Origin of the sequence: Streptosporangium sp. CA-135522 (assembly GCF_050949235.1) — a bacterium.
Lineage (GTDB): Bacteria > Actinomycetota > Actinomycetes > Streptosporangiales > Streptosporangiaceae > Streptosporangium.
In genome coordinates this window covers 365,319-391,021 of record NZ_CP192027.1, presented here as the reverse complement: position 1 = coordinate 391,021, position 25,703 = coordinate 365,319, and the positions used below count along the sequence as shown (strand labels likewise).

General features: G+C 66.8%; 26 protein-coding genes and 1 pseudogene. 14 read left to right on the top strand and 13 right to left on the bottom strand.

What is annotated here, in order from left to right; genetic code table 11:
- Positions 1-47: 47 nt before the first annotated feature.
- On the bottom strand, positions 48-839 hold the full coding sequence (locus ACQPYK_RS50230) for a neutral zinc metallopeptidase (protein WP_433259429.1): 792 nt from the start codon (positions 837-839) through the stop codon (positions 48-50).
- A gap of 100 nt (positions 840-939) precedes the next feature.
- On the opposite strand from ACQPYK_RS50230, the gene ACQPYK_RS50225 reads away from it, so the two are divergent.
- Both ACQPYK_RS50225 and ACQPYK_RS50220 read left to right on the top strand, forming a co-directional pair.
- Positions 940-1,083 (top strand): hypothetical protein, encoded by a 144-nt coding sequence (locus ACQPYK_RS50225; protein ID WP_433259427.1) that lies wholly within the window; start codon positions 940-942, stop codon positions 1,081-1,083.
- Positions 1,084-1,364: 281 nt separating this feature from the next.
- Positions 1,365-1,694 (top strand): lamin tail domain-containing protein, encoded by a 330-nt coding sequence (locus ACQPYK_RS50220; protein ID WP_433259425.1) that lies wholly within the window; start codon positions 1,365-1,367, stop codon positions 1,692-1,694.
- Between the two features lie 62 nt (positions 1,695-1,756).
- On the opposite strand, the gene ACQPYK_RS50215 is transcribed toward ACQPYK_RS50220, so the two are convergent.
- From ACQPYK_RS50215 to ACQPYK_RS50200, 4 genes are all read right to left on the bottom strand, one after another.
- On the bottom strand, positions 1,757-2,137 hold the full coding sequence (locus ACQPYK_RS50215; protein WP_433259423.1) for a hypothetical protein: 381 nt from the start codon (positions 2,135-2,137) through the stop codon (positions 1,757-1,759).
- Positions 2,134-2,382, bottom strand: coding sequence for a hypothetical protein (locus ACQPYK_RS50210; protein ID WP_433259421.1), 249 nt, complete (start codon positions 2,380-2,382; stop codon positions 2,134-2,136). The genes ACQPYK_RS50215 and ACQPYK_RS50210 overlap by 4 nt, the downstream gene beginning before the upstream one ends.
- 113 nt (positions 2,383-2,495) lie before the next feature.
- Positions 2,496-3,640, bottom strand: a protein-coding gene (locus ACQPYK_RS50205) for an IS3 family transposase (protein WP_433258866.1) whose coding sequence is annotated in 2 segments (ribosomal slippage) — positions 2,496-3,427 and positions 3,427-3,640 — 1,146 coding nt in all. Because the reading frame shifts where the segments join, the coding sequence is not laid out codon by codon here.
- Between the two features lie 912 nt (positions 3,641-4,552).
- Complete coding sequence (locus tag ACQPYK_RS50200) at positions 4,553-5,140, bottom strand: HAD domain-containing protein (RefSeq protein ID WP_433259420.1); 588 nt, start codon at positions 5,138-5,140, stop codon at positions 4,553-4,555.
- A gap of 265 nt (positions 5,141-5,405) precedes the next feature.
- Here ACQPYK_RS50200 and ACQPYK_RS50195 point away from each other — a divergent pair.
- A protein-coding gene (locus ACQPYK_RS50195; RefSeq protein ID WP_433258866.1) for an IS3 family transposase occupies positions 5,406-6,550 on the top strand; the annotation gives its coding sequence in 2 pieces (ribosomal slippage) (positions 5,406-5,619 and positions 5,619-6,550; 1,146 coding nt in all).
- Here ACQPYK_RS50195 and ACQPYK_RS50190 read toward each other — a convergent pair.
- Positions 6,535-7,062 carry a hypothetical protein gene (locus ACQPYK_RS50190; RefSeq protein ID WP_433259418.1) on the bottom strand — a complete coding sequence of 176 codons (528 nt, stop codon included), beginning with the start codon at positions 7,060-7,062 and terminating at the stop codon, positions 6,535-6,537. The two genes, ACQPYK_RS50195 and ACQPYK_RS50190, sit on opposite strands and share 16 nt — an antisense overlap.
- A gap of 28 nt (positions 7,063-7,090) precedes the next feature.
- Here ACQPYK_RS50190 and ACQPYK_RS50185 point away from each other — a divergent pair, with 28 nt between their 5' ends.
- The 4 genes and pseudogenes from ACQPYK_RS50185 (at position 7,091) to ACQPYK_RS50170 (ending at position 10,361) form a co-directional block, all read left to right on the top strand.
- Positions 7,091-7,414, top strand: a complete 324-nt coding sequence (locus ACQPYK_RS50185) for a DUF5753 domain-containing protein (protein ID WP_433259416.1) — start codon at positions 7,091-7,093, stop codon at positions 7,412-7,414.
- 339 nt (positions 7,415-7,753) lie between these two features.
- Positions 7,754-7,951, top strand: a pseudogene (locus ACQPYK_RS50180) (hypothetical protein); the annotation flags it as partial.
- A 70-nt stretch (positions 7,952-8,021) separates the two neighbouring features.
- Entirely contained in the window at positions 8,022-8,537 is a 516-nt protein-coding gene (locus ACQPYK_RS50175) for an NUDIX hydrolase (protein WP_433259414.1), read from the top strand.
- Positions 8,538-8,981: 444 nt separating this feature from the next.
- The gene (locus tag ACQPYK_RS50170; protein WP_433259412.1) at positions 8,982-10,361 is read left to right on the top strand and encodes a hypothetical protein; all 1,380 of its coding nucleotides are present in this window, start codon (positions 8,982-8,984) and stop codon (positions 10,359-10,361) included.
- Between the two features lie 11 nt (positions 10,362-10,372).
- On the opposite strand, the gene ACQPYK_RS50165 is transcribed toward ACQPYK_RS50170, so the two are convergent.
- Together ACQPYK_RS50165 and ACQPYK_RS50160 are read right to left on the bottom strand one after the other, a co-directional pair.
- Positions 10,373-10,498 (bottom strand): hypothetical protein, encoded by a 126-nt coding sequence (locus ACQPYK_RS50165; RefSeq protein ID WP_433259410.1) that lies wholly within the window; start codon positions 10,496-10,498, stop codon positions 10,373-10,375.
- 124 nt (positions 10,499-10,622) lie between these two features.
- Positions 10,623-10,994: a hypothetical protein gene (locus tag ACQPYK_RS50160; protein ID WP_433259408.1), complete on the bottom strand. Its 372-nt coding sequence runs from the start codon at positions 10,992-10,994 to the stop codon at positions 10,623-10,625.
- Between the two features lie 714 nt (positions 10,995-11,708).
- On the opposite strand from ACQPYK_RS50160, the gene ACQPYK_RS50155 reads away from it, so the two are divergent.
- The 4 genes from ACQPYK_RS50155 to ACQPYK_RS50140 are packed head-to-tail and all read left to right on the top strand — an operon-like array spanning position 11,709 to position 13,931.
- A complete protein-coding gene (locus ACQPYK_RS50155; protein ID WP_433259407.1) occupies positions 11,709-12,692 on the top strand; it encodes a hypothetical protein in 984 nt (327 codons plus the stop codon).
- Positions 12,689-13,354, top strand: a complete 666-nt coding sequence (locus ACQPYK_RS50150; RefSeq protein WP_433259405.1) for a hypothetical protein — start codon at positions 12,689-12,691, stop codon at positions 13,352-13,354. The genes ACQPYK_RS50155 and ACQPYK_RS50150 overlap by 4 nt, the downstream gene beginning before the upstream one ends.
- Positions 13,351-13,668, top strand: a complete 318-nt coding sequence (locus ACQPYK_RS50145) for a hypothetical protein (RefSeq protein ID WP_433259403.1) — start codon at positions 13,351-13,353, stop codon at positions 13,666-13,668. The genes ACQPYK_RS50150 and ACQPYK_RS50145 overlap by 4 nt, the downstream gene beginning before the upstream one ends.
- On the top strand, positions 13,668-13,931 hold the full coding sequence (locus ACQPYK_RS50140) for a hypothetical protein (RefSeq protein ID WP_433259401.1): 264 nt from the start codon (positions 13,668-13,670) through the stop codon (positions 13,929-13,931). The genes ACQPYK_RS50145 and ACQPYK_RS50140 overlap by 1 nt, the downstream gene beginning before the upstream one ends.
- A 76-nt stretch (positions 13,932-14,007) precedes the next feature.
- On the opposite strand, the gene ACQPYK_RS50135 is transcribed toward ACQPYK_RS50140, so the two are convergent.
- Together ACQPYK_RS50135 and ACQPYK_RS50130 are read right to left on the bottom strand one after the other, a co-directional pair.
- Positions 14,008-14,520 (bottom strand): DUF6461 domain-containing protein, encoded by a 513-nt coding sequence (locus tag ACQPYK_RS50135; RefSeq protein WP_433259399.1) that lies wholly within the window; start codon positions 14,518-14,520, stop codon positions 14,008-14,010.
- A gap of 372 nt (positions 14,521-14,892) precedes the next feature.
- Positions 14,893-15,679 (bottom strand): IS5 family transposase gene (locus ACQPYK_RS50130; protein ID WP_433259805.1). Its coding sequence is split into 2 segments (ribosomal slippage): positions 14,893-15,346 and positions 15,345-15,679, totalling 789 coding nucleotides; the frame shifts between segments, so codons are not numbered across the junction.
- A 127-nt stretch (positions 15,680-15,806) separates the two neighbouring features.
- Here ACQPYK_RS50130 and ACQPYK_RS50125 point away from each other — a divergent pair.
- The 3 genes from ACQPYK_RS50125 to ACQPYK_RS50115 all read left to right on the top strand — a co-directional run bounded on the left by ACQPYK_RS50125 (position 15,807) and on the right by ACQPYK_RS50115 (position 16,844).
- Positions 15,807-16,088 carry a pentapeptide repeat-containing protein gene (locus ACQPYK_RS50125; protein ID WP_433259804.1) on the top strand — a complete coding sequence of 94 codons (282 nt, stop codon included), beginning with the start codon at positions 15,807-15,809 and terminating at the stop codon, positions 16,086-16,088.
- A 165-nt stretch (positions 16,089-16,253) separates the two neighbouring features.
- Positions 16,254-16,583 carry a DUF6247 family protein gene (locus ACQPYK_RS50120; protein ID WP_433259398.1) on the top strand — a complete coding sequence of 110 codons (330 nt, stop codon included), beginning with the start codon at positions 16,254-16,256 and terminating at the stop codon, positions 16,581-16,583.
- Positions 16,584-16,589: 6 nt separating this feature from the next.
- On the top strand, positions 16,590-16,844 hold the full coding sequence (locus tag ACQPYK_RS50115) for a hypothetical protein (protein WP_433259396.1): 255 nt from the start codon (positions 16,590-16,592) through the stop codon (positions 16,842-16,844).
- A 144-nt stretch (positions 16,845-16,988) separates the two neighbouring features.
- Here ACQPYK_RS50115 and ACQPYK_RS50110 read toward each other — a convergent pair whose 3' ends face one another.
- From ACQPYK_RS50110 to ACQPYK_RS50100, 3 genes are all read right to left on the bottom strand, one after another.
- Positions 16,989-17,126: a hypothetical protein gene (locus ACQPYK_RS50110; protein ID WP_433259394.1), complete on the bottom strand. Its 138-nt coding sequence runs from the start codon at positions 17,124-17,126 to the stop codon at positions 16,989-16,991.
- Between the two features lie 244 nt (positions 17,127-17,370).
- Positions 17,371-17,781 carry a hypothetical protein gene (locus tag ACQPYK_RS50105; protein ID WP_433259392.1) on the bottom strand — a complete coding sequence of 137 codons (411 nt, stop codon included), beginning with the start codon at positions 17,779-17,781 and terminating at the stop codon, positions 17,371-17,373.
- A 111-nt stretch (positions 17,782-17,892) separates the two neighbouring features.
- Positions 17,893-25,359 (bottom strand): LamG-like jellyroll fold domain-containing protein, encoded by a 7,467-nt coding sequence (locus ACQPYK_RS50100; RefSeq protein ID WP_433259391.1) that lies wholly within the window; start codon positions 25,357-25,359, stop codon positions 17,893-17,895.
- Positions 25,360-25,703 lie beyond the last annotated feature (344 nt).

Here is a 25,703-nt window from a genome sequence, read left to right as displayed (position 1 = left end):
CCGGGGTGAGGGAAGGCCAGAGCGATCCCCCGGCGAGGGACGGCGGGTCAGGCCACCCGGGAAGCCGGCGCCGTGAAGGTGGTGCAGGCGCCGGGGGACTGAGCGTCGAAACCGTGTCCCAGCCAGTAAATGCGGTTCTTCGTCGTCCCGTTGCCCAGGACGTCGCTCTCCATGGAGTGCCGGTTGATGAAGGAGCCGGAGCCGTGTTCCTTGCTGTGGCCCAGGGAGTCCCAGACGCTGCCGATGAAGGCACCGGCGAAGCAGATGTTCTGCAGTGCGACCTTGCTGCGCAGCGCGACCACCCCGGACTTGGACGACTGCCTGGCGAGTCGGGTCTCCTGGGCGAAGACGCCGATCAGCCGCTGAATGTGGTAGCCATATCCGATCGAGAGGCTTTCGAGCATCTGCGGTGAGTCGAGTTCATCGGCAATGCCGTAATGGTTGACCATTAGGTAGACGGTCGTGTTCTTCTGGCAGTACAGACCGAAGGTGTCGCTCGGGCGATAGACGCCGCAGGCGGTCTTGATCCGGTCCCCATAGGCGACCGTGACCTTCGGTTTGGTGAAGGGTATTCCGGCTTTTCCCAGCTGGGCCCCCCATGCCTTGCCGAGGCAGGCCGAGATGGCGTCGGCATACAGTCGGACGGAGTCGATATCGCCGCCCTTGATGGTCGGCTCCTCGCAGGTCCGGGGCGCGAACTTACCGGTCTTGTAGATCGGGTTTTTGGTGAAGGCCGCCGAGCCGGTAGGGACGGGTCCGGCCGAGCCCGCGCTCGCCGTCCCGGTGAGCGCCGTGCCGGCGAGCGCGCTGGCCGTCAGCGCGGCGAAAAGGATACGCATGCCGGAAAACCCTACTAAGAAATCCCAACAAAACGATCAGTGAGGCAGGCGCCGATCAACGTATCCGCGGCCTGCCGTCTCCTCCCCGGACTTGTCCCTGATGGCCCCTCGATCGGCGACACAGCCGATCGCCTGTGTCCGTGCCTGGATCCAGATCAAGTACCACTGGGCGCTGACCCTGCCGAGCGCGAAGCAGACCGCACTGCAGAACATGCTCGCCACCTGCTGCCCCGACCGCTGGTGATCGGCCACCACCCCGAGCGGAACCGGGGTGATCGCTGCCACGCTCTGTGCGGAGCCGGGGCTCCAACCAAAGGCCGGCACCCTGGCAACCCGGGGGTCCTGGTGGCCGTCCTCTTGATGCGTTTCGTCGCTCACACCATCGGAGGATCACTGGTGCGTCTTTCCCTCCTCGCCGCGGGCATCGCCACCTGCGCGGCCGTCTGGCTCATCCCGGTCCTGCCTGCGCAGGCCGCTACCGTCCCGGCGGTCTAGATCACGAAGATCTACTACGACTCCCCGGGAGTGGACCGACGCTCCAACGCCAGCCTCAACGGCGAGTACGTCACCATCCGCAACACCACGCGCACCGCGATCGACCTGACTGGGTGGAGCCTGCGCGACAAAACCGGCTACGTCTACACCTTCGGCGACGATGTCCTGCTGGCCGCGGGCAAGAGGCTGACCCTCCGCACCGGTCAGGGCCGTGACAGCGCCACCACCCTGTACTGGGGACGCCGGCAATACGTGTGGAACAACGACACCGACGCCGCCTCCCTCCGCCGCCCCGACGCCCGCCTGATCGACACCTGCGCCTACAACTCCACCCGCGCCGACGCCATCACCTGCACCTGATCTGCAAGCGCCTACCCCGCCCCGCACGAGGCGGGTGCGACGCTGTGATCTTCGCGGATGCGTCAGCCTGGGCCTTGGCGCAGCGCGGCCTGCGCGTCGGCGATACGGACGTGGCAGGCCTGCGCGATGTCGGTCCAGGAGGATTGGTCGGCGCGCAGGGTCTGCACCGTGTGGCGCAAGGCCGCCTCGTAGCGCAGGCGCGCCGCGGCGAGCGCGTCGAGTTCGGCGGACTGCGGGCGCACCTGCATGGGCGGGGCCGCCTGGGTGCCGCAACGTAGCGCCAGCGCCTGTTGCGCGCTGGCCTGGAGCTCGCGCAGCGTACGGCCGTGGACGACGATGCCATGTGCGTCGGCCCGCGTGATCCACCGCCCGTCCTGTCGGACGGCTAGCAGGACGACGCCCTCGTCGATCGCGCGTTCGGCCGTGGGTTCGGTGTCGGTCACGCGCCCGCCTCCAGGAGCGCGATGACCTCGTCGGCCACCGCGGCCGGCAGCTCTCCGCGGGGCAGTACGAGGTGGCGGCCGGCGGCCTCGTACAGGATGTGGGTGTCGCTCTCCCGTACTGTTGTGAGCTGGATCCCGCGCTGGGCGGCGGCCGCGTTCACGCGATCCCAGCCCGGCGCTGGCCGCTGTTGCATCTGCGCGGTCACCAGCTGCGTCTCATGCCACTCCTCCAGTGGCACGATCATTGGGTGGGCCTGCTTCTCTGAACTAAGGTCAACGGTTTCGGTCGGCTGATTCAGTTGTCGGCAAGATGCTGAGTGGAGTTGCCCCGGTTCGGTAGACACATCAGGGCTTTCGGCTACGCGGCAGCATAGTCGTCTTCTTGAATGGGCTTGAGGGCTTGGCGTCGCTCATATTCGGCCGGGCTGAGCTGGCCGTTAGCGGAGTGACGGCGGCGTGGATTGTAGAAGCCCTCGATGTAGGCGAACACCGCGCGCCCGGCCTCTGACCTGGTGTGGAAAGCACGCCGGTCGATCAGCTCGCACTCCAGCGAGGCGAAGAAGCTCTCGGTGATCGCGTTATCAAAGCACGTGCCGGTGCGGCCGGTGGAGGGGCGCACGCCGGCCTGCGCACACCGCTGGCCGAACGCAATCGACGTATATTGACCGCCCTTGTCGCTGTGATGGATCACCCCGGCGTCAGGGCAGCGCTGACCAACCGCCATCGCCAGGGCATCGGTGACCAGTTCGGTGCGCATGTGCTCGGCCATCGCCCAACCAACGATCCTGCGGGAGAAGACATCCAAGACGACCGCGAGGTAAAGGAAGCCCTGCCACGTCGGCACATACGTGATATCGGCGGTCCAGATCCGGTTCGGCTCGTCGGCTTCGAACGTCCGCCTCACCAGGTCTGAGGCGGCAGCCGCCTTCCTATCCGTAATCGTCGTGCGACAGCCCCGACGCCGAGACACTCCGGCCAGCCCGGCCGCGCGCATCAGCCGGGCCACCCGCTTGCGGCCCACGTTGTCCCCGTCGATCTGGCGCAGGTCGGCGTGGATGCGCGGCGCTCCGTAAATCTCATCGGAGGCCTGATAGTGAGCGTGGATCTTCTCGGTCAGCTCCGCATCGCGACGGGCGCGAGCCGACGGGCCGCGCCCGGCCCAGGCGTAGTAGCCCTGGCGCGACACACCCAGCACCCGGGCCAGCAGGGAGACGCCGTGGTGGTCTTTCTCCGCATGAATCAGCCGGAATCTCATCTCGGCCGATCCGTCTCCCGCGCGAAGAAAACCGCGGCCTTACGCAAGATCTCCTTCTCCTCGCGCAGCAGCTTGACCTCACGACGCAGCCGGGCCAGCTCGTCTTTTTCGGCGCTGGTCAGCCCGTCTTGGCGGCGGCCGTCATCCAGGTCGGCCTGGCGCACCCAGACACGGATCGACTGCGCGGAGGGCTCGAATTCCTTGGCGAGCTCCTCCGGCGACCGTCCCGCGCGCACCAGCTCCACCATCTGCCGGCGAAACTCCGGCGGATAGTTGTTCGGCACAGTGGACTCCTTCTTCCGGGAACCAGGGTTCCTCAGAAATCAGGTGTCCACCAAACCGGGTCAACTCCAGAGTTGATCTAGCGTGTGGCTGGGATCATCCCCAGGTGAATCGAGGAACAGCGTTCTGGCGTGAGCTTTTCCTGACCCGGCTCAGCTCCGAACCAACCATCATCGTGCGGGACGTCGTCGCTGAAGTCCTGGAACGCCAGCCCACGAGTTCGGAGATGAACGCTGCTCGCAAGGCGAGTCATCACATCGCCGAGGCCGGTCAGGCGGTGTTGATGGGCCTGTATCCGAGTCAGGCCAGGGGCGAGGATCGCAGTAGGGCCGGCGAGCGGCGGGTGTCCTGCCTGACGGCCGATGACGCCCTGGTGCGGAGATCGCCATTCTGCGTCAGGCGTAGTGCGACGCAAGAGCCCGGATGGTGGAAAGACCAGGAGTCCGAGGCGTTCAAGCAGGCTGCGGCAGCGACCAGGCCCGAACTGGAGAGGGCGGAGAGGGCCCTCGCTATGCTCCTTCGTCGCTAACGAGGCTTGGGCGGCGAGGCAGTGCGCCCGGCGACATCGCGGAAGGTCGGGATGCCGAGATGGATAGTGGTGGATCGGCGAGCACGCTCGTCGAGCTGAGCGAGCTTGGCCTCGGCGGCGGCGAGGCTGACGCGCAGGTCTTCGGCTTCGCCAAGCCAGCCCTCGCGTTCAGCTTCGGCGATGCGAGCCGTCAGGTTGTCCCGGATGTCTTCCAGACGCCCTCGCTGGGCAGGGTCGACGCGAAGGAGGGGGCAGCGAATACAGCTTTAACCGAACTGATCTTGGTTGGCCGGAAAGATCATGGTCTTCAATCGTGGCAACAGATAGTGACCGAGCAACATGTTCGACGTCAGGTGTTCGGCGTGTCGCTGGCGAGCTGGCTGAGGCCCGATCGGGTGGCGCTGTTGGAGGGTGCCGTCGTGCCGGTCCCGTGGAGCCACTGTTCGATGATGAGGTAGTCAGCTTCGGTGAGGCCGGTGCGTGGGTCGATTCGGTGAAGGAGCGCCGGCCCGGGATGGTGCGCGGAGACCCAGGCGCGATCTTTGTCGGTGACCTCGTCGTCGATCCAGGCGAAGGGGCGTCCTGCCGCCCAGGTGACGAGGGTGCGGGTCTTCCAGTGCAGGCCGTCGCGTTCGTCCTGCTGCTCAGTCTCAGGCTCGTCCGGCCAGGCCACGATCGACAGCGGGGGCAGTCCCAGGCGGGGCGCGATGCACTCGTTGGCATCGTTCATCCAGCTGGTGGCCCAGACCAGCTCGCAAGGCAGCGTCATCAACCGAGCTCCGTGGTCGGGATTGATTCTGACCAAGAGCGGATTTGCTTCTGCTCGCGGCGACGAGACGGGCTGGTAGGTCGGATACTGCTGCGACGGAGCACCGAAGGGGATGAGTGGTCCGTCGACGTCGAGGAAGAGCAGCGGACGCTGTGCGGATCCGGTCACGGCTGCACGATATCGGGAGTGGCGGAAGCATCGGTGAATCGTCCGGCCGTCTTGCGGATACTGGGCATTCCGAGGTTGACGGTGCTCGTGCGGACAGTCGCTTCATGCATGGCTTGAAGCTTCTGCTTCGCTGCCGCGAGAGTGGTCTCGATGGCGGCGATGGAGTTGACCCGGTTTGGTGGACACCTGATTTCTGAGGAACCCTGGTTCCCGGAAGAAGGAGTCCACTGTGCCGAACAACTATCCGCCGGAGTTTCGCCGGCAGATGGTGGAGCTGGTGCGCGCGGGACGGTCGCCGGAGGAGCTCGCCAAGGAATTCGAGCCCTCCGCGCAGTCGATCCGTGTCTGGGTGCGCCAGGCCGACCTGGATGACGGCCGCCGCCAAGACGGGCTGACCAGCGCCGAAAAAGACGAGCTGGCCCGGCTGCGTCGTGAGGTCAAGCTGCTGCGCGAGGAGAAGGAGATCTTGCGTAAGGCCGCGGTTTTCTTCGCGCGGGAGACGGATCGGCCGAGATGAGATTCCGGCTGATTCATGCGGAGAAAGACCACCACGGCGTCTCCCTGCTGGCCCGGGTGCTGGGTGTGTCGCGCCAGGGCTACTACGCCTGGGCCGGGCGCGGCCCGTCGGCTCGCGCCCGTCGCGATGCGGAGCTGACCGAGAAGATCCACGCTCACTATCAGGCCTCCGATGAGATTTACGGAGCGCCGCGCATCCACGCCGACCTGCGCCAGATCGACGGGGACAACGTGGGCCGCAAGCGGGTGGCCCGGCTGATGCGCGCGGCCGGGCTGGCCGGAGTGTCTCGGCGTCGGGGCTGTCGCACGACGATTACGGATAGGAAGGCGGCTGCCGCCTCAGACCTGGTGAGGCGGACGTTCGAAGCCGACGAGCCGAACCGGATCTGGACCGCCGATATCACGTATGTGCCGACGTGGCAGGGCTTCCTTTACCTCGCGGTCGTCTTGGATGTCTTCTCCCGCAGGATCGTTGGTTGGGCGATGGCCGAGCACATGCGCACCGAACTGGTCACCGATGCCCTGGCGATGGCGGTTGGTCAGCGCTGCCCTGACGCCGGGGTGATCCATCACAGCGACAAGGGCGGTCAATATACGTCGATTGCGTTCGGCCAGCGGTGTGCGCAGGCCGGCGTGCGCCCCTCCACCGGCCGCACCGGCACGTGCTTTGATAACGCGATCACCGAGAGCTTCTTCGCCTCGCTGGAGTGCGAGCTGATCGACCGGCGTGCTTTCCACACCAGGTCAGAGGCCGGGCGCGCGGTGTTCGCCTACATCGAGGGCTTCTACAATCCACGCCGCCGTCACTCCGCTAACGGCCAGCTCAGCCCGGCCGAATATGAGCGACGCCAAGCCCTCAAGCCCATTCAAGAAGACGACTATGCTGCCGCGTAGCCGAAAGCCCTGATGTGTCTACCGAACCGGGGCAACTCCAGCGACTTCGCCGAGCCAGCCCTGTTGTTTGGCCTCGGCGAGCCGGTCGATGAGGTTGGCGTGGATTTCTTCCAGCCGCGGCTTCTGAGCTGGGTCAACACGAAGGAGCGGGCATCGGTGACGAAGATTCGATGGAAGTCATGGGGCCGCCATTCGAGAGGTTCACCGATGATGGTGATCTGCGCGGCGGCCGAGGTGGCGATCAGGCATTCGCGGATGTAGCTGCGGGTCAGGGCCCGGTCCTCGGAGCCGTAGCGGCGTTGGAACAGGAACGGCATCGGCGCGCTCCAGGTCTGCTCGAACACGTCGTAGGCGGAGACGAGGGGAATGGCGGCTTGGCCGCGCCGGACTCGGAAGATGATCGCGGTGAGAACCTCCGCGAGCTCGGGCGAGACGAGCAGGAGTCTTTCGGCATCGGTCTTGGACGGGGCGCGCCGCGCCCAGGAATCGGTACTGCCGTTGTGGGAGCGCACCCAGCACTTTCGGATCTACTCTCCGCGGATGATCCCCGGCCCGTTGCAGACCCGCGCCTACATCACGGCCGTGCTGACCTCCCTCACCCGGCGCCGATCCATTCCCGACGACATCGACGACGCCGTACAGATCCGCGTGGACAAGCAGACCATCATCAACACCGGTGACCGCCAATTCGCCGTACTGCTGGAGGAAAACGTCCTGCGCCATCCCATCGGCGGCCCGGAGACCATGGCCGGGCAGCTCGGCCACCTGCTCACCGCGGGCACACTGCCATCAGTGTCGGTGGGCATCATCCCCCTGGACGCCGACCGATCGAGCCTCTGGCCGGTGGAGTGGCTATGTCGGTGAGAACCGGAGCCGAATGTTGCTGACTGGCTCTCTTGATCGACTCAGCCACAGTGCCGTGTCGATGAGTTCGGGAGCCACCACGACAGCTCAGCCGACTCACTGGCAGTCCCCGGCCTTCCTCGATAGCTGCCGACCCCGCCGTCGGCGAAGCCGCAGGTCCAGGTGGAGCGCCCGCAGCGAAGCGAGGACGTACGACCTGGAGGTGCGGTGAGCGACGGCCATACTCGGCAACGAGAAAGGCCGGCGTGGCTCTCGAATTCGCCGACACGAGCCCGGCCCGAGAGCCGTAGCCCGGCTCTCAAAGAGGGCGCCATGTGGCTCCCGTCGTCACCGACATAGCCAGTGGAGGGCTTTTGGATGTTCGACGATACCGAGGTGACGGTCGAGCTGGTCTCCGGGCACCTGACAATCACTCAACCGCGTGAGATCGCCATGTACGCGGCAACGTTCGCCGAACTGGCCACGCTCGCGGTGTACGGCAAAGCCGCCCGCGCCTTGATCACGACCGCGATCCACGCGCTGGACCAAGATGCCTAAGCCGCGCCACCGGATTGCCCGGCAAACGCCGGGTGGGGCGTCGATGCGCGGCGCACATGGGAGGTGCCGGATGATCCACGGCGATGCAGGAAAGATCTTGGATGTGGTGGTCGGCGACGCCACCCTGGCGGCTGTGGAGTTCGATGACGCGCGGGCCTGGCTGGAGCGGGCGCGCCAGCAGCCGATGGAGCCGATCGCGGCCGAGATATGGGTGACCGATCCGGGCTTCCGGCACGTCCTGCTGGTCAAGCACCGCTGGCGCGGATGGGTGCCACCCGGCGGCAAGGTCGAGCCGGGGGAGACGCCGCGCGCCGCGGCGGCGCGCGAGCTCGCCGAGGAGACCGGTGTGCTGGCCGAACTGCTGGCGGTGCCGGCGGCCGTCTTCGTGTGCTCCTACCGCGCCGACTGGTCGTCGACGCTGGGCCTGGCGTACGCCGCGATCGTCAACCGCGATGTGCCGCTGGGCGGCGAGAGCGGACAACCGCCGCGGTGGTTCGGTCTCGACGAGGAATGGGAATCCGTCTTCCCCGAGGACCACGACCGTATCCAGGCGTACGTGCGGCGGCTGACGGCCGAGGACAGGTGATCACGCCTTCCGGCGGCGTGATCAGCGGAGGGCTGATGAGAGGAAGGCCGAGATGCGGGGCAGGATGGGACCGGCCGAACCGTCATGCTCGTCGATCACGTCAAGGCGCAATCGTGGCTGCTGCCCGGCGGCCATGGGACCCCGGCGAGGGCCCTCGCGTCACCGTGCAGCGGGAGGTGGCCATCCGCCCCTTGGTCCGGGCGGCGGTCATAAGCTCGTCTTCGTCGAAGCTCTTCTGCCGCCCCTTGTGGGAAGGGCTCCGTCTTCATTGCGGGGCAGGCCATTGCGCCCATAGACGGGCCCGGCAAAGCAAGCCGCAGACCTCAGGGTCGCTGCACCACGGAGCCGTTTTCCGCCGACTCTTCCATAACGCTCACCATGTGTTGATGTTCCGTAACACAATGGACGCCGCTATCAGGCGATGGCTGACTTCCCGAGGGCGGTATGGACGACATAACGAAACTGGCCGACGTCGCAGCTCTTGACCAGAAGATCACCCCCGAGCAGCTGAGCGCCCGATACGACGCAGACGACGATGCCTTCAGCCTGCTCACCGTCGCGGAGGCGACCCTCAATCGCGTTCCCGCCGGCGTCACCATGTGGTTGTCGTCTCCCGCGATGCGTACCGCGTGGGAGGAGGTCCTCGCCGTCCAAGAGGGCAACCACCAGCTCTCGTGGTGGAACAAGATGACCACCGCCGGAATTGAGGACCCCGACACCTTGCGCACCGACCGGCGCCTGGCCAAGATCCGCCAACGCCGCCGGGAGGCCCAGCTCATCGCGGCCACATCGGCCGCCCCTGTGGCGAACAGCCTCGGGCAGACCCTCGCGTTGCAGCGACTCAAGGACGCCCACCCCGAAGAGACCGATTCGGTGATCGACAAGCTGCGCTGGTCCAGCGGCGTCGCCGCCGACGAACACCCCACCCCTCGAGCCGTCCAGCTTCTGCAACTGAGCGACGATCAGTTCCGCGATCTGGTCGCCCACGACGTGCAGGGCCGTGTAGACGCAGACGCCCTGGGCCACCCCGCCGTGCTGGCCCGCTGGTATGACGCCCTGGTCGATCTGGGATGTCGAACCTTCGAGCAGATCGGCCTGGAAGCCGAAAACCGCAACATCCGCGCATGGTTCGCTGTCCCCGACCGGCATCTGATCGACACCCGGCACGAGGCGCCCATCGACGACTGGGCGCCCAAGCTCACCTTCCTGACCCACCTCCGCGTACGGCTGATGGAACGCAGCAGGCTGCGCCGCGCACACGATCTGCGGCTATCTCGCCAGATCCACCTCCCGCTCCAGCAGCACCTGATCGCGGCCCACCCCGATGAGTACGCCCGCTACCAGCAGCAAGAGCCCGCGGCCGCGCTCTCCTTCGCCGCGCCGCTGGTAGGTGATCGGCGCCCGCCTCACCCCGCCGCGTTCACCGGCTACGCGGCCGTGCTGCACCAATACGAATGGGAGGTGAAATGGATCTACGACGGGCACCGAGTGTGGTTGGACGCCTGGCATGGTGACGATTGGCGCGCAGGCGGTCGTATCGTCGTCACCGCCGCACGTAGCAGAAGCACCGGCCGGTCATCATGGAGGTGGGGTAAACCCCGCTTTGTGTTCTACAGCCGCCGATACCGGCGCTACGCCCTCCTGCTGGATGCACAAGCCCTCGGGCAGATCGCACAGAGCAATCCCGCCGCCGCTCCCTCGCGCCTGCTGAAGGCCGTGGTGCCGCAGACACGCGATCACCTGGAGGCGCTGATTCCCCCGGACGGCTTTCGATGGCGGCATCCGTATCCGCCGCCCGCCCTCATGCCGCTCGACCGCCGATAGACACGGGATTTTCACAAAGCACGGCTGGGCGTGGCCGCAGTGCCGCCCGGCTCCCGCTTCGGCGCCGCAGCGAGCTTGCCGAGCAGGGGCAGCAGGGCGAGCACGCCATGCGCGTCATCACCGCAGATGAAGGCCATTCGGCGAAAAAATAGTCCATGCCGTCATGCGCATCCATCGTCGATCACCAAGCACCCCCGGTGACTTTGGGGAGCCGCGGGGCAAGCATGCCCCCTGAAGATCATCGGCGTCTTGGTGTCGTCACTATCTGATGATCGTGGATCGGCGCGCGGGGCCGACGCTCATCCGCACCAGCCCCTCGGCGAGGGCTTTTTGACACAGCGCGCCCAACTGGACGACCGGGGGAGGGTAGCCGGTGTGAGGCATCTGCGCCGCGACCAGATCCGGTCGGATCACGGCCGAGTCCATCACGCCCTGGCCGTATCCGAGGAGAAACGCGCGCAGGTGACCAGGTGTCCCGGGCAGCCCCTCGCGCCGCAAGGTCGTCTCGATGTCGTCCATCTCCTGGGCGATGGCCTGCGACAGCGCGGGCTCGGCGGCGGCTTTGGCGAGAATCTCCCGCCCGTAGTGATGGTAGAGATGCTCGAGCGACGGGCCGGTCAGCTCCCGGGTCATCCGACGCGCCCTGTACCGCTGCACCGCCTGCACGAGGCGCAGTATTGCCACTGTCATGCCTATGTAGACGGCCTCCGCGGCCCTAAAGATGGCCAGGACCTCTCAATCGTTATCGCACGGCGTTGTTCGCCCCGGCGCGATGCCGGTGGGCACGCCCGAGGGCGAACAGCATCGGAGGGGACAGATCGCCGTTCGGCGGAAAGACCTGGGGCGGGCTGGGTCGTGGGCAGGCCTGCTGGCACTGACCGAACGCCTCTGGCCGAGCGGCACCGTGTTGTCCCGCGCCGACCTGCAGGCCGCCCTCAGCTGAGGGCTGACGATCACCGCGCTGAGCATGCCCGCGGGCATACTCAGGCGGTTGGTGCCCGGGTGCTCGAAACGCTCCACGCCGCTGGCTGCCGGCAGGTGTGCTGAACCCTGCGGCCGCCGTCGCTGTCTGCCGCGACCACGGCAGGACGGCAGATGCCGGCCGTGGCTGTACCGGCCGGCTCCTCGCCCGGTATTGTGCGTTCAGGGCCGTGCACATCGGCCCAAGCCTGCCGGGCGGCCCATGAGCGCGCGGCATCGAGGCGAAGGTGCCCGGCCTTGTCCGGCTCAGCTGCACCACCTGTGTGGAGCATCCCGGTCGCTCGCGACCGTCATCCGCCGTGCCGCTCGAACCTGAATCGTGTGCTGCGGGTCATGGGGCCGTACGCGCCGAAAAAGGGTTGAGCGATGCCGAACGATCACGCCCGCAAGAACCGTGCCAGAAAGCGTCAGCAACGCGCCCCCGGCGCCGCCTACGTCAGCGCCAACGCGGGCACCGCACACCAGCACCCTGCCCCGGATCTGGCCATCCTGGCCGATTCGCCCTACGCCGCCGGCCGCCCGGTGAACCTGCCGCTCGCCGTCGCCGCGGTGGCGGCATGCCGCGCCGGCTGCCAGCCGTGCCAGGCTTCGGTGATCCCGCGGCTGCTCGCCGACCGCGTCACGATCGCGGCGCTGGCCGGCGCCGTCTACGGACTGCTGCCCGTCCCCGGCTCGTTCGCCTCGCCGGCGACCCGCACCTGGCAGCCGCTCGCCCGGCAGGCAAACGACAGCGGCGACGGCGCCGAGGCGCTGGCCGCCCTGGACCGCATGCCGGCCGAGGAGGTCGCGGACCTCCTGGACGACGCGCGCGACCACTGGGCCGCGGGCGGCGCCGACATCAGCCCGTTCCTCCTCGACCTGGAGGCGGCCGACGACACCGAATCCGAGCCTGGGGCCGGTGCGGCGGGCGGGCCGCCGAGCTACGCGCTTTTCCCCGGCATGGTGAATACCTCCCACGGCGGGCCGTTGCCCATCGTGATCCTGGAGCCGCAGGCGCCCGACGCCGGAGCCGACGACCTGCGCAGCCGGTGCGGATGGCCCCGCTGGGACCTGACCGTCATCCCCGAGCCGGACCCGGCCTGGCGGCTGCGGCTGAACGTCGCCGCCCAGTCCGTGGAAGCGATCGCCCATGTGGATCATGAGGGCTGGGATGACATTGTCCTGTGGGAAGCGTCCGAGGCGACGACGCTGCCTGACGACTGGTGGCACCTCATCGACCGCACCCAGCACGTCCTGCTGTGCGGCCCGGCCACCGCCGTCAGCACTCACGCCACGCCCGCCGACGCATTGACCGCGGCGGTCGGCGCCGGCCCGCTGATGGCCGTGGTCGCTCGGGTGAGGTTCCTATGAGCGCCGAGCACAAGAAGCAGACCTCGACGGATCCGGCCCGCACCGAGCACCTCCGTTGTGGGAAGCGCATCACCCTGGACGAGCTCGCCGTGCACCTGGACGCCGCCCGGGTGTGGCTGCGCCAGCTCGCCCTCGCCGCCGAAACCCCAGCCGTGCCGATCGAACTCGGCGCCAACATCTGTGACCGGCTGGATGCGATGGCCGATGAGCTGGGCAGGCTCGGCCAGGACGTCGCGCGAGCCGACGCGGTCATCTCCCAATGGCAGCCGCTACGGCCCTACCTGCCCAACTGGGAGCCGTGGGGAGCCCGCGCGCACGGCTCCGACCGGCAGCAGTGGGGCAAACGGCTGTCCACCGTGCTGTCGCTGCACCAAGTGCTGGCCCTGGTCTCCGAAGACCTGCCGTGGCGCGATGAGGAGCCGGGCATCGCCTACCTCGACGGGCTCAATGGCATCCCCGGTTTGGAGGAGTGGGAGTCGCCACGCGCCGCCCGGGCGGCGGCGATCCAGGCCCAGGCCCGGCAGGAGGTGTGCGCCACCTGCCAGGCCATCGCGGGCACCCACTGCCGGACGAAGAACGGCCACATCGCCGAGACCTACCACAAGCCGCGCATCACGCTGGCGACCCGAGTGGTAGACGACGGCCTGCAGGAGCAGCAATGAGCGACGACATGCTGCGGTACGCGCCCAGCCTGCGGTATGCGACCCTGTGGTGGATCTGGGGGCGCCCCGGCCCCGCCGGAGGCTGGCAGCTGCGCCTGCCCGATGCCCCCGACGACCAGGTGCTGCGCCCGCCCCAGCGCGGCATGCCCCCAGAGGAGATCAGCGCCTGGATGGAGGAGGTTGTGGCCGAGCACGGTTGGCGCCGACACAACGCGGCACCCTGGCCGCCGTTTGATCCGCCGCCGTTCGTGACCGAGGTCCCAGTTGTGCCTGCCGAGCCCGACCCCACCACCGAGGTGAGGATGACGTCCTGATGTGCCGCATCATCGGGGTCCCCGACTCGATCGACGTCGCCGCGGTAGCCGCTGTGCTCGGGGGTAGGGTCCGGTGGCGGTGGCTGTACCTGCCTGCGCCGGGGTGGTCGAGCCGGATCGTCTGCCCGCCGATGACGGAGCTGGTCGGCGAGTTCACCGAGTGCCGGACCGCCTCTGAGGGCGGGCCCGGCTGGGTGACGACCGCGCTCGCCGAGGCCCTGGGCATCCTCGGGTGGGAGGAGTCCGCCCTTAACAACTCCTAACAAAATGCGATCAGTAAGCCTTTTTTCATCCTGGCATCGCAGCTCATCGCTGGTGAGGGCAGGGAACAGAGCACTGTCAGTACTCAAGGAAGCCGTGGGCGGTCACGATGCGGCTGGAAGCGTTCGGCCGTACCCCGGTGATGTGCTCGGCCAGCTGCCGCGCCGCGACAAGCCCGCCCTCTGAGTTGCCATGGACCAGGCCGAGTTCGATCCGGTCGGCCAGGTAGTCCGCTTGGGCGTCGGCCTCGGGATGGGGGATCAGCGGGTCGAACGACAGGACCTTGTGGCCGTCCGCGTAGTGGACGAAGTCCGCGACCCTGTTGGCGTTGACGAAGACGCTTGCCGTGACCGTTCCGGCCGACAAGGGCCGCAGCACCTCGTCCAGCCTGCCGGCGAAGCCGTTGAACTCGCCCAGAATGGTGCCCCCCTCGGCCGGATGGGCGCAGATGAGACCCTCCTCAATTTCGCCTTCCTCGTCGTCACCGTCGAACACCTCGATCCCAAGGCGGGCCAACGCCTCGTACGGGGTAAGGCCGCGGACGTGCGTTGCACAGAATGCATCGTCATCAAGCCAGCTGTAGACGCTCACGAGAATCCTGCTCTCTCCGTGGTTAGATCAGAGAAATCCTGACATGCGGGCCCGACGGAAATCGCGTGCGGCCTCGAGAGGTGACATCAGCGCACCCCGGTGCTAGCCCGCAGACTTGCCCCCGGTTGCGAGCAGGGTGTGCTGGCCTGCGATGTCCGCAGTCCAGGGCGGCTACGGAGCCTTACGCGGTGGCGGTGGCGGTGTCGGTGTCGGTGCCGGCGTCACGCAGAATGAGCCTTTAGGCTCACATGCCGGGCGTCGTAAGCGCAGTCGATCTAGACTCAAACTGGGCGAGGCCGCCAGTAGCCGGCTCAGCGGTACTCCATTTCCTGCTCTGACCGTCTGATGCTTCCGCATCAGGGTGAAAAAGGCTCAGCGATTGAGGCGTCGCCAGCAGATGATGGCAGAGGCCAGGGTCATGAAGGCCTCGTGGATGTCGTCGCGGATCTCCCAGCGGATGCGTAATCGGCGAAACCAGTGCAGCAGGGCGATCGTCTGCTCAACCACCCAGCGATGCACGCCCAGGCCGGAGCCATGCGCGGTCCCGCGGCGCACAATGATCGGCTCGATGCTCTTCTCTCGCAGCTGGCGGCGGTAGCGGTCGTGATCGTAGGCGCGGTCGGCATCCAGCGTCTTGGGCCCTCGGCGAGGCTTGCCGACCTTGCCGCGGACTGGTGGAATCGCCTCCACCAGGGGCATGAGCTGCAGGATGTCGTTGCGGTTGCCGCCGCCGAGGCTGACCGCCAACGGGATGCCGTTCCCGTCGGTGATCACACGGTGCTTGGAGCCGGTCTTGCCTCGATCGACCGGGCTCGGGCCGGTTTGGGCCGCCCTTGAGCGCCCGCACCTGCGAGCTGTCGATCACCGCCTTGGACCAGTCCAGCCGGTCAGCGGCGTGCAGCTCGGCCAGTAGCAGCTCATGCAGGGCGTTCCAGACGCCGGTCTGATGCCAGTCGCGCAGCCGCCGCCAGCAGGTCATGCCCGAGCCGAAGCCCAGCTCCTGGGGTAGGAACTCCCACGGGATCGCGGTGTAGAGCACGAACAGGATTCCGCACAACGCTTTGCGGTCGTCGATCCGCTTGCGTCCGGGGTAGCGGTAGCGACGTTCGACCGTCGGAAGCAACGGCTCGATCCGTTGCCAGGGTCCATCGGACACGATTCAGGGTGGCTGTTCGCCCTTCCTCACACCCGGTTCAACGACCGATCATGTCCGCGGACTCGACCGACCTCATTCCGTTAGGAGTTGTACGGCGGCCCAGGGCCTTACCTGTCAGTAGTGTGCTCAGCTGCGCGGCCGGTCAAGGTCCAGGCCGCCGGGCAGGCCCGCACCGGCGGAACTCAATCGGACCAGCTTCGACAGGGCGAGACTTATCGGCACCTACTTCAGCTGGGCCAAGCTCACCTATACCCGCTTCGATAACGCAACGCTCATCGACGCGCATTTCGACTGGTCGACACTCACCAAGGTGAGCTTCGCCTATGCGGTCCTCACGCGCACCCCCTTCGACAGGGCCAGGCGCATCGACACGGTTTCCCCGCCGCTGCCGCAGCCAGGCTCAGGCCGATGACGATGCCGGCCGGATCAGCCTGGTTGGCCCGTCGGACCGGTTTAACGTGCGAACCGGTTCCGTCGCGGGTTCACCCCCGAAGCAGGATCAACAGGGAAAAAGGAAAAGCCGATCCACATGCCACGGGCGGTCTAGGCTGGCAGGAGTACGCGAAGGAGACCTCTGATGACCGCTCAGCCCCACGGCCCCGACCCGACCCCGACCCTTGAGCGCACGCCCAAGGCCATTCGCGCCGCGCTCGCGCCGCAGCACGTCGAGACGTTCGACCGGGAATACCGGGCGGCCATGGCACAGGCGACCGAGGAACTCGACTTGGCCCCGGCCCTGGACTTCGTCGAGCGCTGGTGGCCGATCGCCGTGCTGTGTGCCCGGGGGGAGTACCAGCGGGTGGTGGAGGTCGCCGCCGGTATCGCCGGCAGCGGCCAGAATCTCGCGACGATTGGGTGGGACGCGATCGAGGCACGGCTACGCTCCCGCATCGCCGCCGGCGAGTAACGGCAGGTGTATCAGGTCGAGCACGACCCCGACGTCCTGGCCCAGCTCGACACCCTGCCCGTCGCGGCACTGCCGTTCTACCTGGAGTTACGCGCCGCGCTGGAGAGCGCCCCATGGAGCTTTCCGTCCGCGAGCACGACCAATCCCGACGCGCCGCTGCGCTCGGCTGCGTTCGGTGACCACAAACACGGCCTGGTCTTCTTCCTGATCTTGGAGGATCAACGACGGGTCGCCATCGTCAAAGTCCTCTGGGCCAGCTGACCCATCTTCACCATCAGCCCCGCGTGCCAGCGGAAAAGCCAACTCTGGCAACGGTCGGTCGACGACGGCGCACAGTGGCTATTTCCGTCCCGCCGTAGATGGCCTGTCGGGTTGGGTCGGACCGGGGCGCCCTGCCGTGATTGCTCATGGCCGGTTGCCCACCGGCCCGTACTCGAGCCACCGCCACTGGCTGGTCGGCTGTGCCTGCTCGCCCGTGACCAGGCGCCCTTCCAGAACCCACTCGGCGTTTTGGTCCTGGGTGTAGGTCACCCGCATGTACACGTGCTGACGATCATTCAGCGCGGCCCACGCGTCAACGGCGCGCTTCGATGGCGGCTGAGGCGACGCTACCGATCACGACCGGCACCGCTCGGCCGATTGCGTCCGCGCCGAATTCTTACGTATGCACCTCGCCATCTTGCGCAAGGGGGCTTCGGTGCATCTCCTACACCGAAGGTCTCCGCCGCTTCAACGATGCGCAACCCGTGCTGTCGAGGCCAATGGCGAACAGGCGCTCCTGCCCTGTTCACAGGGATGTGCTCTCCAGCATGGCGAGGACCTTCGGCCCGCAAAGTTCACGTACTTCGAGAAGTAAATCGAGAAAAGGCTCTATTATTCGGATGTCAATGGTTTCCCGCAGATAGGCCGATGGAATTTCCAACAGTTCTTCCATCGCTTGAAGGCCTCTAAGTGTTAGCTCCGCATTTCCCTCTTCGAGAGAGGGGATAAGGGTTTGAGCCAAATACCCCACATATTCATAAAGCGATAGCGGAATCCCCTCCTCTTCCTCCCATAGCTGCTGCTGCTGCTGAATTATCGGCACTGCTTCAGGAACAAGCTTAATAATTATCGCCCGTACTTCAAGGATTAGATTGTCGAGATCGACATTTGCGGAATCTTGTGGATTAAACAACTGATCATCCCCTTGATCCGACACGACCCACCTCCCGATAAACAGCGGAACCGCTTCACTTCAATGATTCATTTCATGCTTACGTGAAGTGCAAGGATATCACTCCTTCGCCACACATTCGCGATGCGACAGGGATCACATCGTGTAGTCTCTCTTCTCGGCATATGGGTCATCGCATTCATTGCTGTTCACACACCCCCACCACCAGAATCCGAATCCAACAACCGTGAATACGTCGACGAGGATGCCTCCAGCCCTCGCCAGCTTGCCCAAGACTCCGAGGAATCCCGGGCGCTCGGTCGTTCTGGGCTCCCACTTAGGCTGTTTATAACCCTGCGGGTCATGGGTGAACTTCTCTCCGGTTATTTCACTGACGGCATACCTCGTCAGGGTTTTCTTCATCACGCGTGCCAAGTCGTTCATCCTGGCAGCGTCGGCCGTTACCCAAGCCATCACCTTTCCAGTGACATCCTTGCTTGTAATGGCGAGCCAAATTCTAGTGAACTCTTTAAGCGCGACGGCTCGATCGCTGGCCGATAGTACCTTATTGTGAGACTTTCTATCTGCTTCCAGAAGTTCGGACAGCTGCGCCATTATCCCGGCGGCTTTATTGGGATGATATTTATTATTGATCATGAGGCCGGTTCTGAACTCAAATTCCAGCCCGGCCGCTACCGTCCCGTCCCCGACGACGCCCGGTCTCGTGCCTGGACGAGCGTAGATCCCTCCGTCGACCTTCTCGAGAATGTCCCTGAGCCTAGAATTCGACACGGTAGGGGCTTTGGCTGGCTTGTTGGGAACCCAGCGGGTGCCGTCCCATCGCGAAGTCGCGCGTTTCCTGATGCACGACTCACTGTTGCTGCCACTGCAAGGATCTGTGCTTCCGGGCGGCCCTCCTGCGCGGCTTCCAGCAACAGGCACCACTATCAAGGACCAAAGAGTGGCGAACATGTCATCGCTCGCCTGGTAGTTAGTCGCCAGCATAAGGTGGTCGTATGCCGCCATGTAGGCGTCACGCTGCTCCTCGGTCGCAGCCCAGATGTTGACTCCCTTAGGCGCAAGCCTGCCGTTAGGCATGTAGCCGATTCGCTGCGCCTCTTCGTCTGATAGCCCTGGATTCCAGCGCAAGTCCCAATGCGCTTGTCCTCCGCCGTTCATATAGCAACCGCACGGCTGATCGGGCCACGCGTAGTACGGCTTCCCCGGGATGGCTTCTATCGGGGTGGAGTCCCAGCCCCGACTACGCGACTGCAGGGAACTGGTCCAGTCATAGGACTGCCAATCGGAGATCCCGCTCGTGCCGTTTTGGGAGCCTCCGGTCTGGACCACGATGCTGTGACCGGTGGGATCGGCGTTGGTGAGGGGGCCGGCGTTGGCGTAGGAGTAGCGGTTGGCCTGCACCGACGGGTTCGGGCTGAGGGTGGCGGTGTCGCGGGAGGCGAAGCTGCCAGTGCCGGGCTGGTACCAGCGGGCGTGCATGTTGACCTTGCCGGTGTCCGGGTCGGTGTACTCGCCCTGGTAGCCCGGGGAGCGCTGGGTGCCGGAGCGGTGGGTGACCTCGCCGAACGGGTCGTAGGCAGTCGAGTCGACCAGTGCGGTGCCGGAGAAGGTGCCCACCACGTCGCCGTGCAGATCGGACATCACGCCGAGCGCGGGGCCACCGCCCTCCTGCAGGCTGAGCAGGCCGCCGAACAGGTCACGGCCGTACTTGGCCTGGACGGCACCGGCGGCATCGGTGATGACGCTGATGTCGTTGGTCAGACCGGAGTAGACGAACCGCTGCTGGGCGGCGCCCTTGGTGCGGGAGGTCATCCGGCCGAGGGCGTCGTAGCCATAGCTGGCCTCGCCGTCGGAGATGAGCTGGTCGAAGGCGTCGAAGGTGAGGTTCTTGGTGACGCCGCCGGTGGTCTCCGAAGCGAGGGTGCCGCGGGGGGTGTAGGTGTAGTCGACCCCGCCGCCGGAGGTCAGCCGGTTGCGCTCGTCGTAGCTGAAGGTCTTGGTCCCGGCCTTGGTGCGGTTGCCCGCGTCGTCCCACTCATAGGCGGTGCCGGCGCCACCGGGCGCGGTCCAAGAGGTCAGGCGCCCTGCGTGGTCATAGCCGTAGGTGTTGACCCCGGCTCCGGCGGTGCCGGTAGTGGTCTTGGTGGTGAGGTTGTCATCCTTGTCCCAGCCATAGACGATCTTCGACAGCTGGGTGCCGGCGCTGTTCTTCAGCGTGTGCGAGGCGAGCCGATCCATGGCGTCGTAGGTGTAGCTCTGGCTGCCCGCCGGGTTGGCCGAGGTCTTGTTGGTGAGCCGGTCGGCGTCGTCGTAGCCATAGGTCCAGGTGCGGCCGGTGACCGGGTCGGTCGCGGTTTTGAGGTTGCCGGCACTGTCGTAGGTGTAGGCGGCGGTGCCGGTCGGGTCGACCCGCTGGGTAAGGCTGCCCAACCCGTCGTAGGTGTAGGTGGCGATCTGGTTGGTGGCCTTGGAGACCTTGGTCGGCAGGCTGCGGTCGTTGTAGTCCAGGGTGTAGTCGCCGATCGCGGTCACCCGGCCCGCCGGGTCATAGGTCACGGTGCGCTCGGCGGTGGCGGCCGAGGCGCCGGCGCCGGTCTGCTTGGTCAGCTGATCTCGAGGGTCGAAGGTGCGGTCGATCCGCACCCCGCCCGGCTGCAGGGTGGTCACAGCGTTGCCGGCCGCGTCGTAGACGCTGGTCCAGGTGCGGTCAGCGGCATCGGGGTGCGCGGTGGTGGCCGGTTCGATGACCGATTCGGCCAGGCCGAGGGTGTTGTAGGTGGTCCAGGTGGTGTTGCCGCGGCCGTCGGTGAGGCGGGTGCGGGCTCCGGTGGCGTCGTAGCCGAACGTGGTGGTGATCGACTTATCCGCGGCGACCGACTCGATCAGCGAGGTCTGCCGGCCCGCCGCGTCGAAGGTCTGCCGGGTGAGGTGCCCTTCGCCGGAGGTGCGGCTGGTCTGGTTGCCGGCCGGGTCGTAGCCGAAGCCCAGAGTGCGGACGACGGCGCCGGTGGCGTCGAATTCTTTGGCGCCGATTTTGCGTCCGGCCAGGTCGTATTCGGCCTCGGCGACATTGCCCAGCGTATTGGTTGTCTGGGCGGTGCGCCCGAGAAGGTCATAGTCGAAGGTGGACTTGTGGGTGAGCGGGTCGGTGACGCTGGTGACCTGGCCGGCGGCGTTGACGGTGTAGCCGGTGGTCTTATTGCCGGGGGCAACGCTCTTGGTGAGGTTGTCGGCGGTGTCGTAGCTCAGCGTGGTGGTGTAGGCGGCGGTGGTGGGCTTGCGCTCGATCTGCGTGGCGGTGATCTTCCGACCGAGATCGTCGAAGGTGGCCTCGCTGCGCGCGCCGGTGGGGTCGATCAGCGCGAGTGGCTCGCCCAGTAGATCGTATTCCGATACTCGTGCCCCTCCCGGTCCTGAAGGGCCAGGGTCGGTCACCCGAACTGGACGATTCAACGCATCGTATTCGGTTGAGGTGACATAGCCGCGCGGGTCGGTGGTTTTGGTTACGCGGCCTGCACTGTCATAGGTGTAGGTGACCTTGGGGGTGATCGGGTCGCCGCCAGGGGGAGTGTAGGCGGGGGAAGTGGCCGAGGTCAGCCGGCCGGCCTTGTCGAAGGCCGAGACGACGGTGCGTCCTTCGGCATCCACCGTATGGGTCTTCAGCCCGGCGGTGTCATAGCCGAACGTCACCGTGGGCCGCCCGTCTGTGGCCGTCCCGTTCTTGTCGATCTTCACCTGCGGGGCCGTGGTCTCCACCAGCCGACCCGCCGCGTCGTAGCGCAGCGTGGTGGTGAAGTCCGCGGCGGTAGCGCCGGAAGCGTTGCCGCGCGGGTCAGTCGCCTCGATGAGCAGGCCGCGGTCGTCGTAGGTGCTGGTGGAGACCAGGTCGTCGGCGCCGTTTTCCACCGTCTGTTTCGTCACCAGGCCCAACGCATTGTAGGCATACAGGGTGGATTCGGTGCGGGTGCTGCCCGCACCGGTGAAGTCCTTCTTGGTGACGTTGCCGGCCGCGTCGTAGGCGTAGGCGGTGGTGCGCTTGAGCACAGCGGGGTCGAACGTGGTGGAGGTGAGGCGTCTGGCGGCGTCGTAGACGTAGTCGGTGGTGGCCTTGCCTCCGCCGGTGACCTGCTTGGTGAGGTTGCCGGCCGCGTCGTAGGTGTTGGCCTGCAGCACCACGTCGGCCGGGGTGGTCGAGCCGTTCAGCTTGACGTCGTCGGCGATCGTCTGTGACAGCCGGTTGTCGGTGAAGTAGGTGTAGGAGGTCTTGCGGCCCATCGCGTCGGTCACGGTGGCCAGCCGTCCGGCCGGGTCGTAGGAGCGCGACTCCAGCACCACATCTTTGGCCGCCTGCGGGCTGACCGGGCTACCGGTCCAATTCTTGATCGTTTTTGAGGCTTGCTCACCGCGCTTGGTGTAGCCGTAGGTGTAGACGGTTCCCAGCGGGTCGGTCGTCGAGACCTGAGCGCCGGTGACATCCCAGGCGGTGCGGACCACGCCGCCCTCAGGATCGGTCACCGTCTCGGCCCGGCCGAAGGCGTCGTAGGTGGAGGTGGTGGTGCGTGCCGCATCCCCGCCGGTCAGGTCGGTGAAAGTCTGCGTGAGCGTGTTGCCGTCCGCGTCATAGGTGGAGGTGACTTTGGCGGTGTGGGTGACGCCTGTGACCTCGTTCTTCACCCCGGCGCCGGTCTGCGTGAGCAGCCGACCAAGCCCGTCGTAGGTGAAGGTGGAGGTGATCCCGTCGGGATGAGCGGTGGAGATCTCGGTGCGGGAGGCCGGCCGGCCCAGCGCGTCGTAGACGAACGTGACCTTCAACCCGGACGGGCTGGTCTGCTCGGCCAGATCCCCGGCCGCGTTGTAGCGGTAGGTCGTCTCGTCGCCCTTGGCGTTCTTCTGCGACTTCACCAGGCCCGCCGGGGTGATTCCGCCACCGACCGCGGGCTCAGTGCCATCGGTATAGGTGAAGGTCACCGAGCGGCCGCTGGGAAAGTCCGGCGTGGCTGGACTGGTCACCTTGGCCACGTTGCCACGAGCGGTGTATTCCCGGATCGCCAGATAGGTGGTGTCGGTGGCGTTGGCCGAGCGTGCGTCCCGGGAGGCGATCACCCGGTCGTTGCGCGGGTCGAACTCATCGGCGCTGTTGAGGTGGAACGACTGGCGGGCCGTCTGGCAGCTTCCCGCCGCCCGGCAGGTCTTGACCGCGGTGGTGTTGCCCCGAGCGTCGTTGACCTGCTCGATGACGTTGCCGTTGGGATCGGTCATCTTGGCCAGGAACCCGCCGGTGTCGTAGTCGTATGCGGTGACCTTGCCCAGCTGGTCGGTGCGGCTGACCAGGCGGTCACCGCGCCAGGGGTCGTGGGCGTAGGTCAGCGTGTTGTTCTTCGGGTCGGTCACGGTGACCGTCGAGGTGCCCTCCCCCCACCAGTCGGTGGCCGGGACGCCGACCTTCCAGGTGCCGCCGTGCTGGTCGAGGTGGGTGGTGAGCCGCTCGGTGCCCGCGTCGTAGGTGTTGGTCGCCCACACCCGCCCGGACGGCAGCGTGATCTTCGTGAGCTTGGTCGGCGCCTCGGCCCGGGCCGCGTAGTGCAGCGCCACCTCGGCCGCCGTCAGCGGCTTGCCGTAGATCGCGACCTCGTCGATGAACCCGGCGAAGGGGAACTCCTGCGAACCGGTCCCAGCCGGCAGCCCCGGCGCCGACCCCTTGGTCACGATGCCGGCGCCGACCGCGGCGTACGGACGCCAGGTGTTCACCTGGCCGGTCAGCGTGCCGACCTGCGCCCCGTCCAGATACAGGACCTGGTCGGCACCCGAAACCGTCAGCACCACGTGGTGCCACTGATTGTCGTTGACCGCGGCCGCCGACGCCATCGGGGCGGCCACCGCCTTGAACGAGCCGCGCAGCTTGCCGTCGGTGCCGACATACAGCATCGGCCCTTCCGGCACCGTGCCGTAATCGGTGGAGGCGGCCATCAACACGCCGGAGCCGGCGGTCTTGAACCACATCTCCACCGAGGTCTGATCTCCCGGACGGGTCATCGCGCTTTCGGGCAGCTCCACCATCGAGTTGTTGAACTGCACCGCCGTGTCCGTGCTTCCCGCCAGCGCGCCGGGCTTGCCGTAGACCACGCTGGTGCGCACGCCGCTGTACTCGGCGCTGCCCGCCGAGCCCAGGTCGGCCGCCTCCCACCCGGATGCCTCGCCCAGCCGCCAGTAGCCGTACGGCTCGGCGTCTTCGACGATGCCGCGATACTGCGACCCGCTGCCGTAGGCGTACTGGGTGCAGTTGGGCGCGGCCACCGGCGCGCACGCCGCCATCAGCCGGTCGCCGTCGTATTGGTAGGTCCACATCACCGGGGCGCCGTCCACCGCGTCACTGGACACTCCGGTCACGTGCGCGCCGGTCCAGGTGAACGTCAGCGACCGGCCGCCGGTCGCCGTCACCTTCTCCAGCTTGCCGCCCGTGCCGTAGAGGAGATCCTGCCCCCGGCCGTAGGCGTCGGTCACCTTCGTCAACCGGCCCTGGGCGTCGAAGACATAGGAGGTGGCCGATTTGTCCATCAGCCGCCAGCCGCCGCCGGTCACATCGGCCAGCGTGGCGTACATGCCCGGCGGCGGCTGGAAGGTGCCGTCGCCGTTGGCGGCGAACCGCACCCGGCGCCCGTCGGGGTAGGTCACCAGCGCGGTCACCAGCGCCCCGCGCACCTCGCGCACCAGCTTCATGTCCCACCGGCTCGACCAGCCCGCGCCAAAAAGGCCATCGGTGCGCGCGTCCATGCTGTTGTAAGAGCGCGTCACCGACAGCGGCGGACCGGCCGTGGCCACCGACAGATCCGTGGTCTCGGTGGTGTAGTTGCCCGCCAGTTGCTGAAACTCCTGACCGTTGACCCCGCGGGCGGCCAGCTGCGAGCCGACCACCGGCTGGCGCACCCCGGTGGTGAAGGAAGCCACCGAAGAGGTCGTCTTCAGGCCGTTGGAGGTGTCGGTGGCGGTCGCGGTCCACCAGTACTGCTTGCTCCAGGCCAGCTTCCCGGCCGGAACCTTCCATGCCCCTACCCAGTAGTCGCTCACCGTGGCGGAGGTGGTGCAGGTCCCGGTCATCGCCGCGCTGTCACAGACCTTGAAGGTGAAACCGATCTGCGTAAGAGAAGAGGAGTCGTTGCTGTGTCCCTGGGCCCGCAAGGTCGGCGTCCGCGACTCCACCAGCATCTGATCGTCGGGATAGACGACGTCCACCGACGGAGACTGGTGAATCGAGCACGTTCCTATGTTGGTCCACGCCCTGTCGGAGTCCGGAGGCACCCCTACCGTGCTGTTGAAGCCGCTCACCTGCCACAGGTCCAGGCTGCCCCAGCGAACCACGTCTCCGTAGCCGTAGCGCCGGGTCGAGTCCCAGCTCGAATAGCCGTCGCACCAGACCTCCGCCGTCGCAGCGGTGTTGCCGGTGGCATCGGCCACGCCCTGGCGCTCAGCCCGCTGCGCGTCCGACGGAGCCGAACCGCCGTCCTTGGAGGTGGCGGCTGCGGCTTCGTCGGTGAATCGCTTCTCAATCGGCAGTGCGGCGTCATCCTCGCGGGGATCTTGCTGAGGACCTTGCGGCACCTCCACCGACGTCGCCGTCGCCGCGGAATCAACCAATGACGCGAGCCCTTCAGCTGACCCCGTCATCTGCTGGGGAGAATCAACGCCGTCTTGCACCAGCGTGACGACGCGCACCGCAGCGGTTGCCGGAAGCGCTGATAAGGACAACAAGCCCGGCATCAGCGCCGTCGTGAGTGCCAGCGTCCTCCAGGCCCTACGGCTCGCCGAACGCGACCATGACAAACTGCGGCGCATACGCCGTCACCTTCCGAACCAGTCAGTGCGACGGCCTACGCCCCGCGCTACTCCACCCCGCCCCTCTGACGAGATCAAAGACAGCGGCTTAGAGCGTTCCATCAGCAAACGGTCAG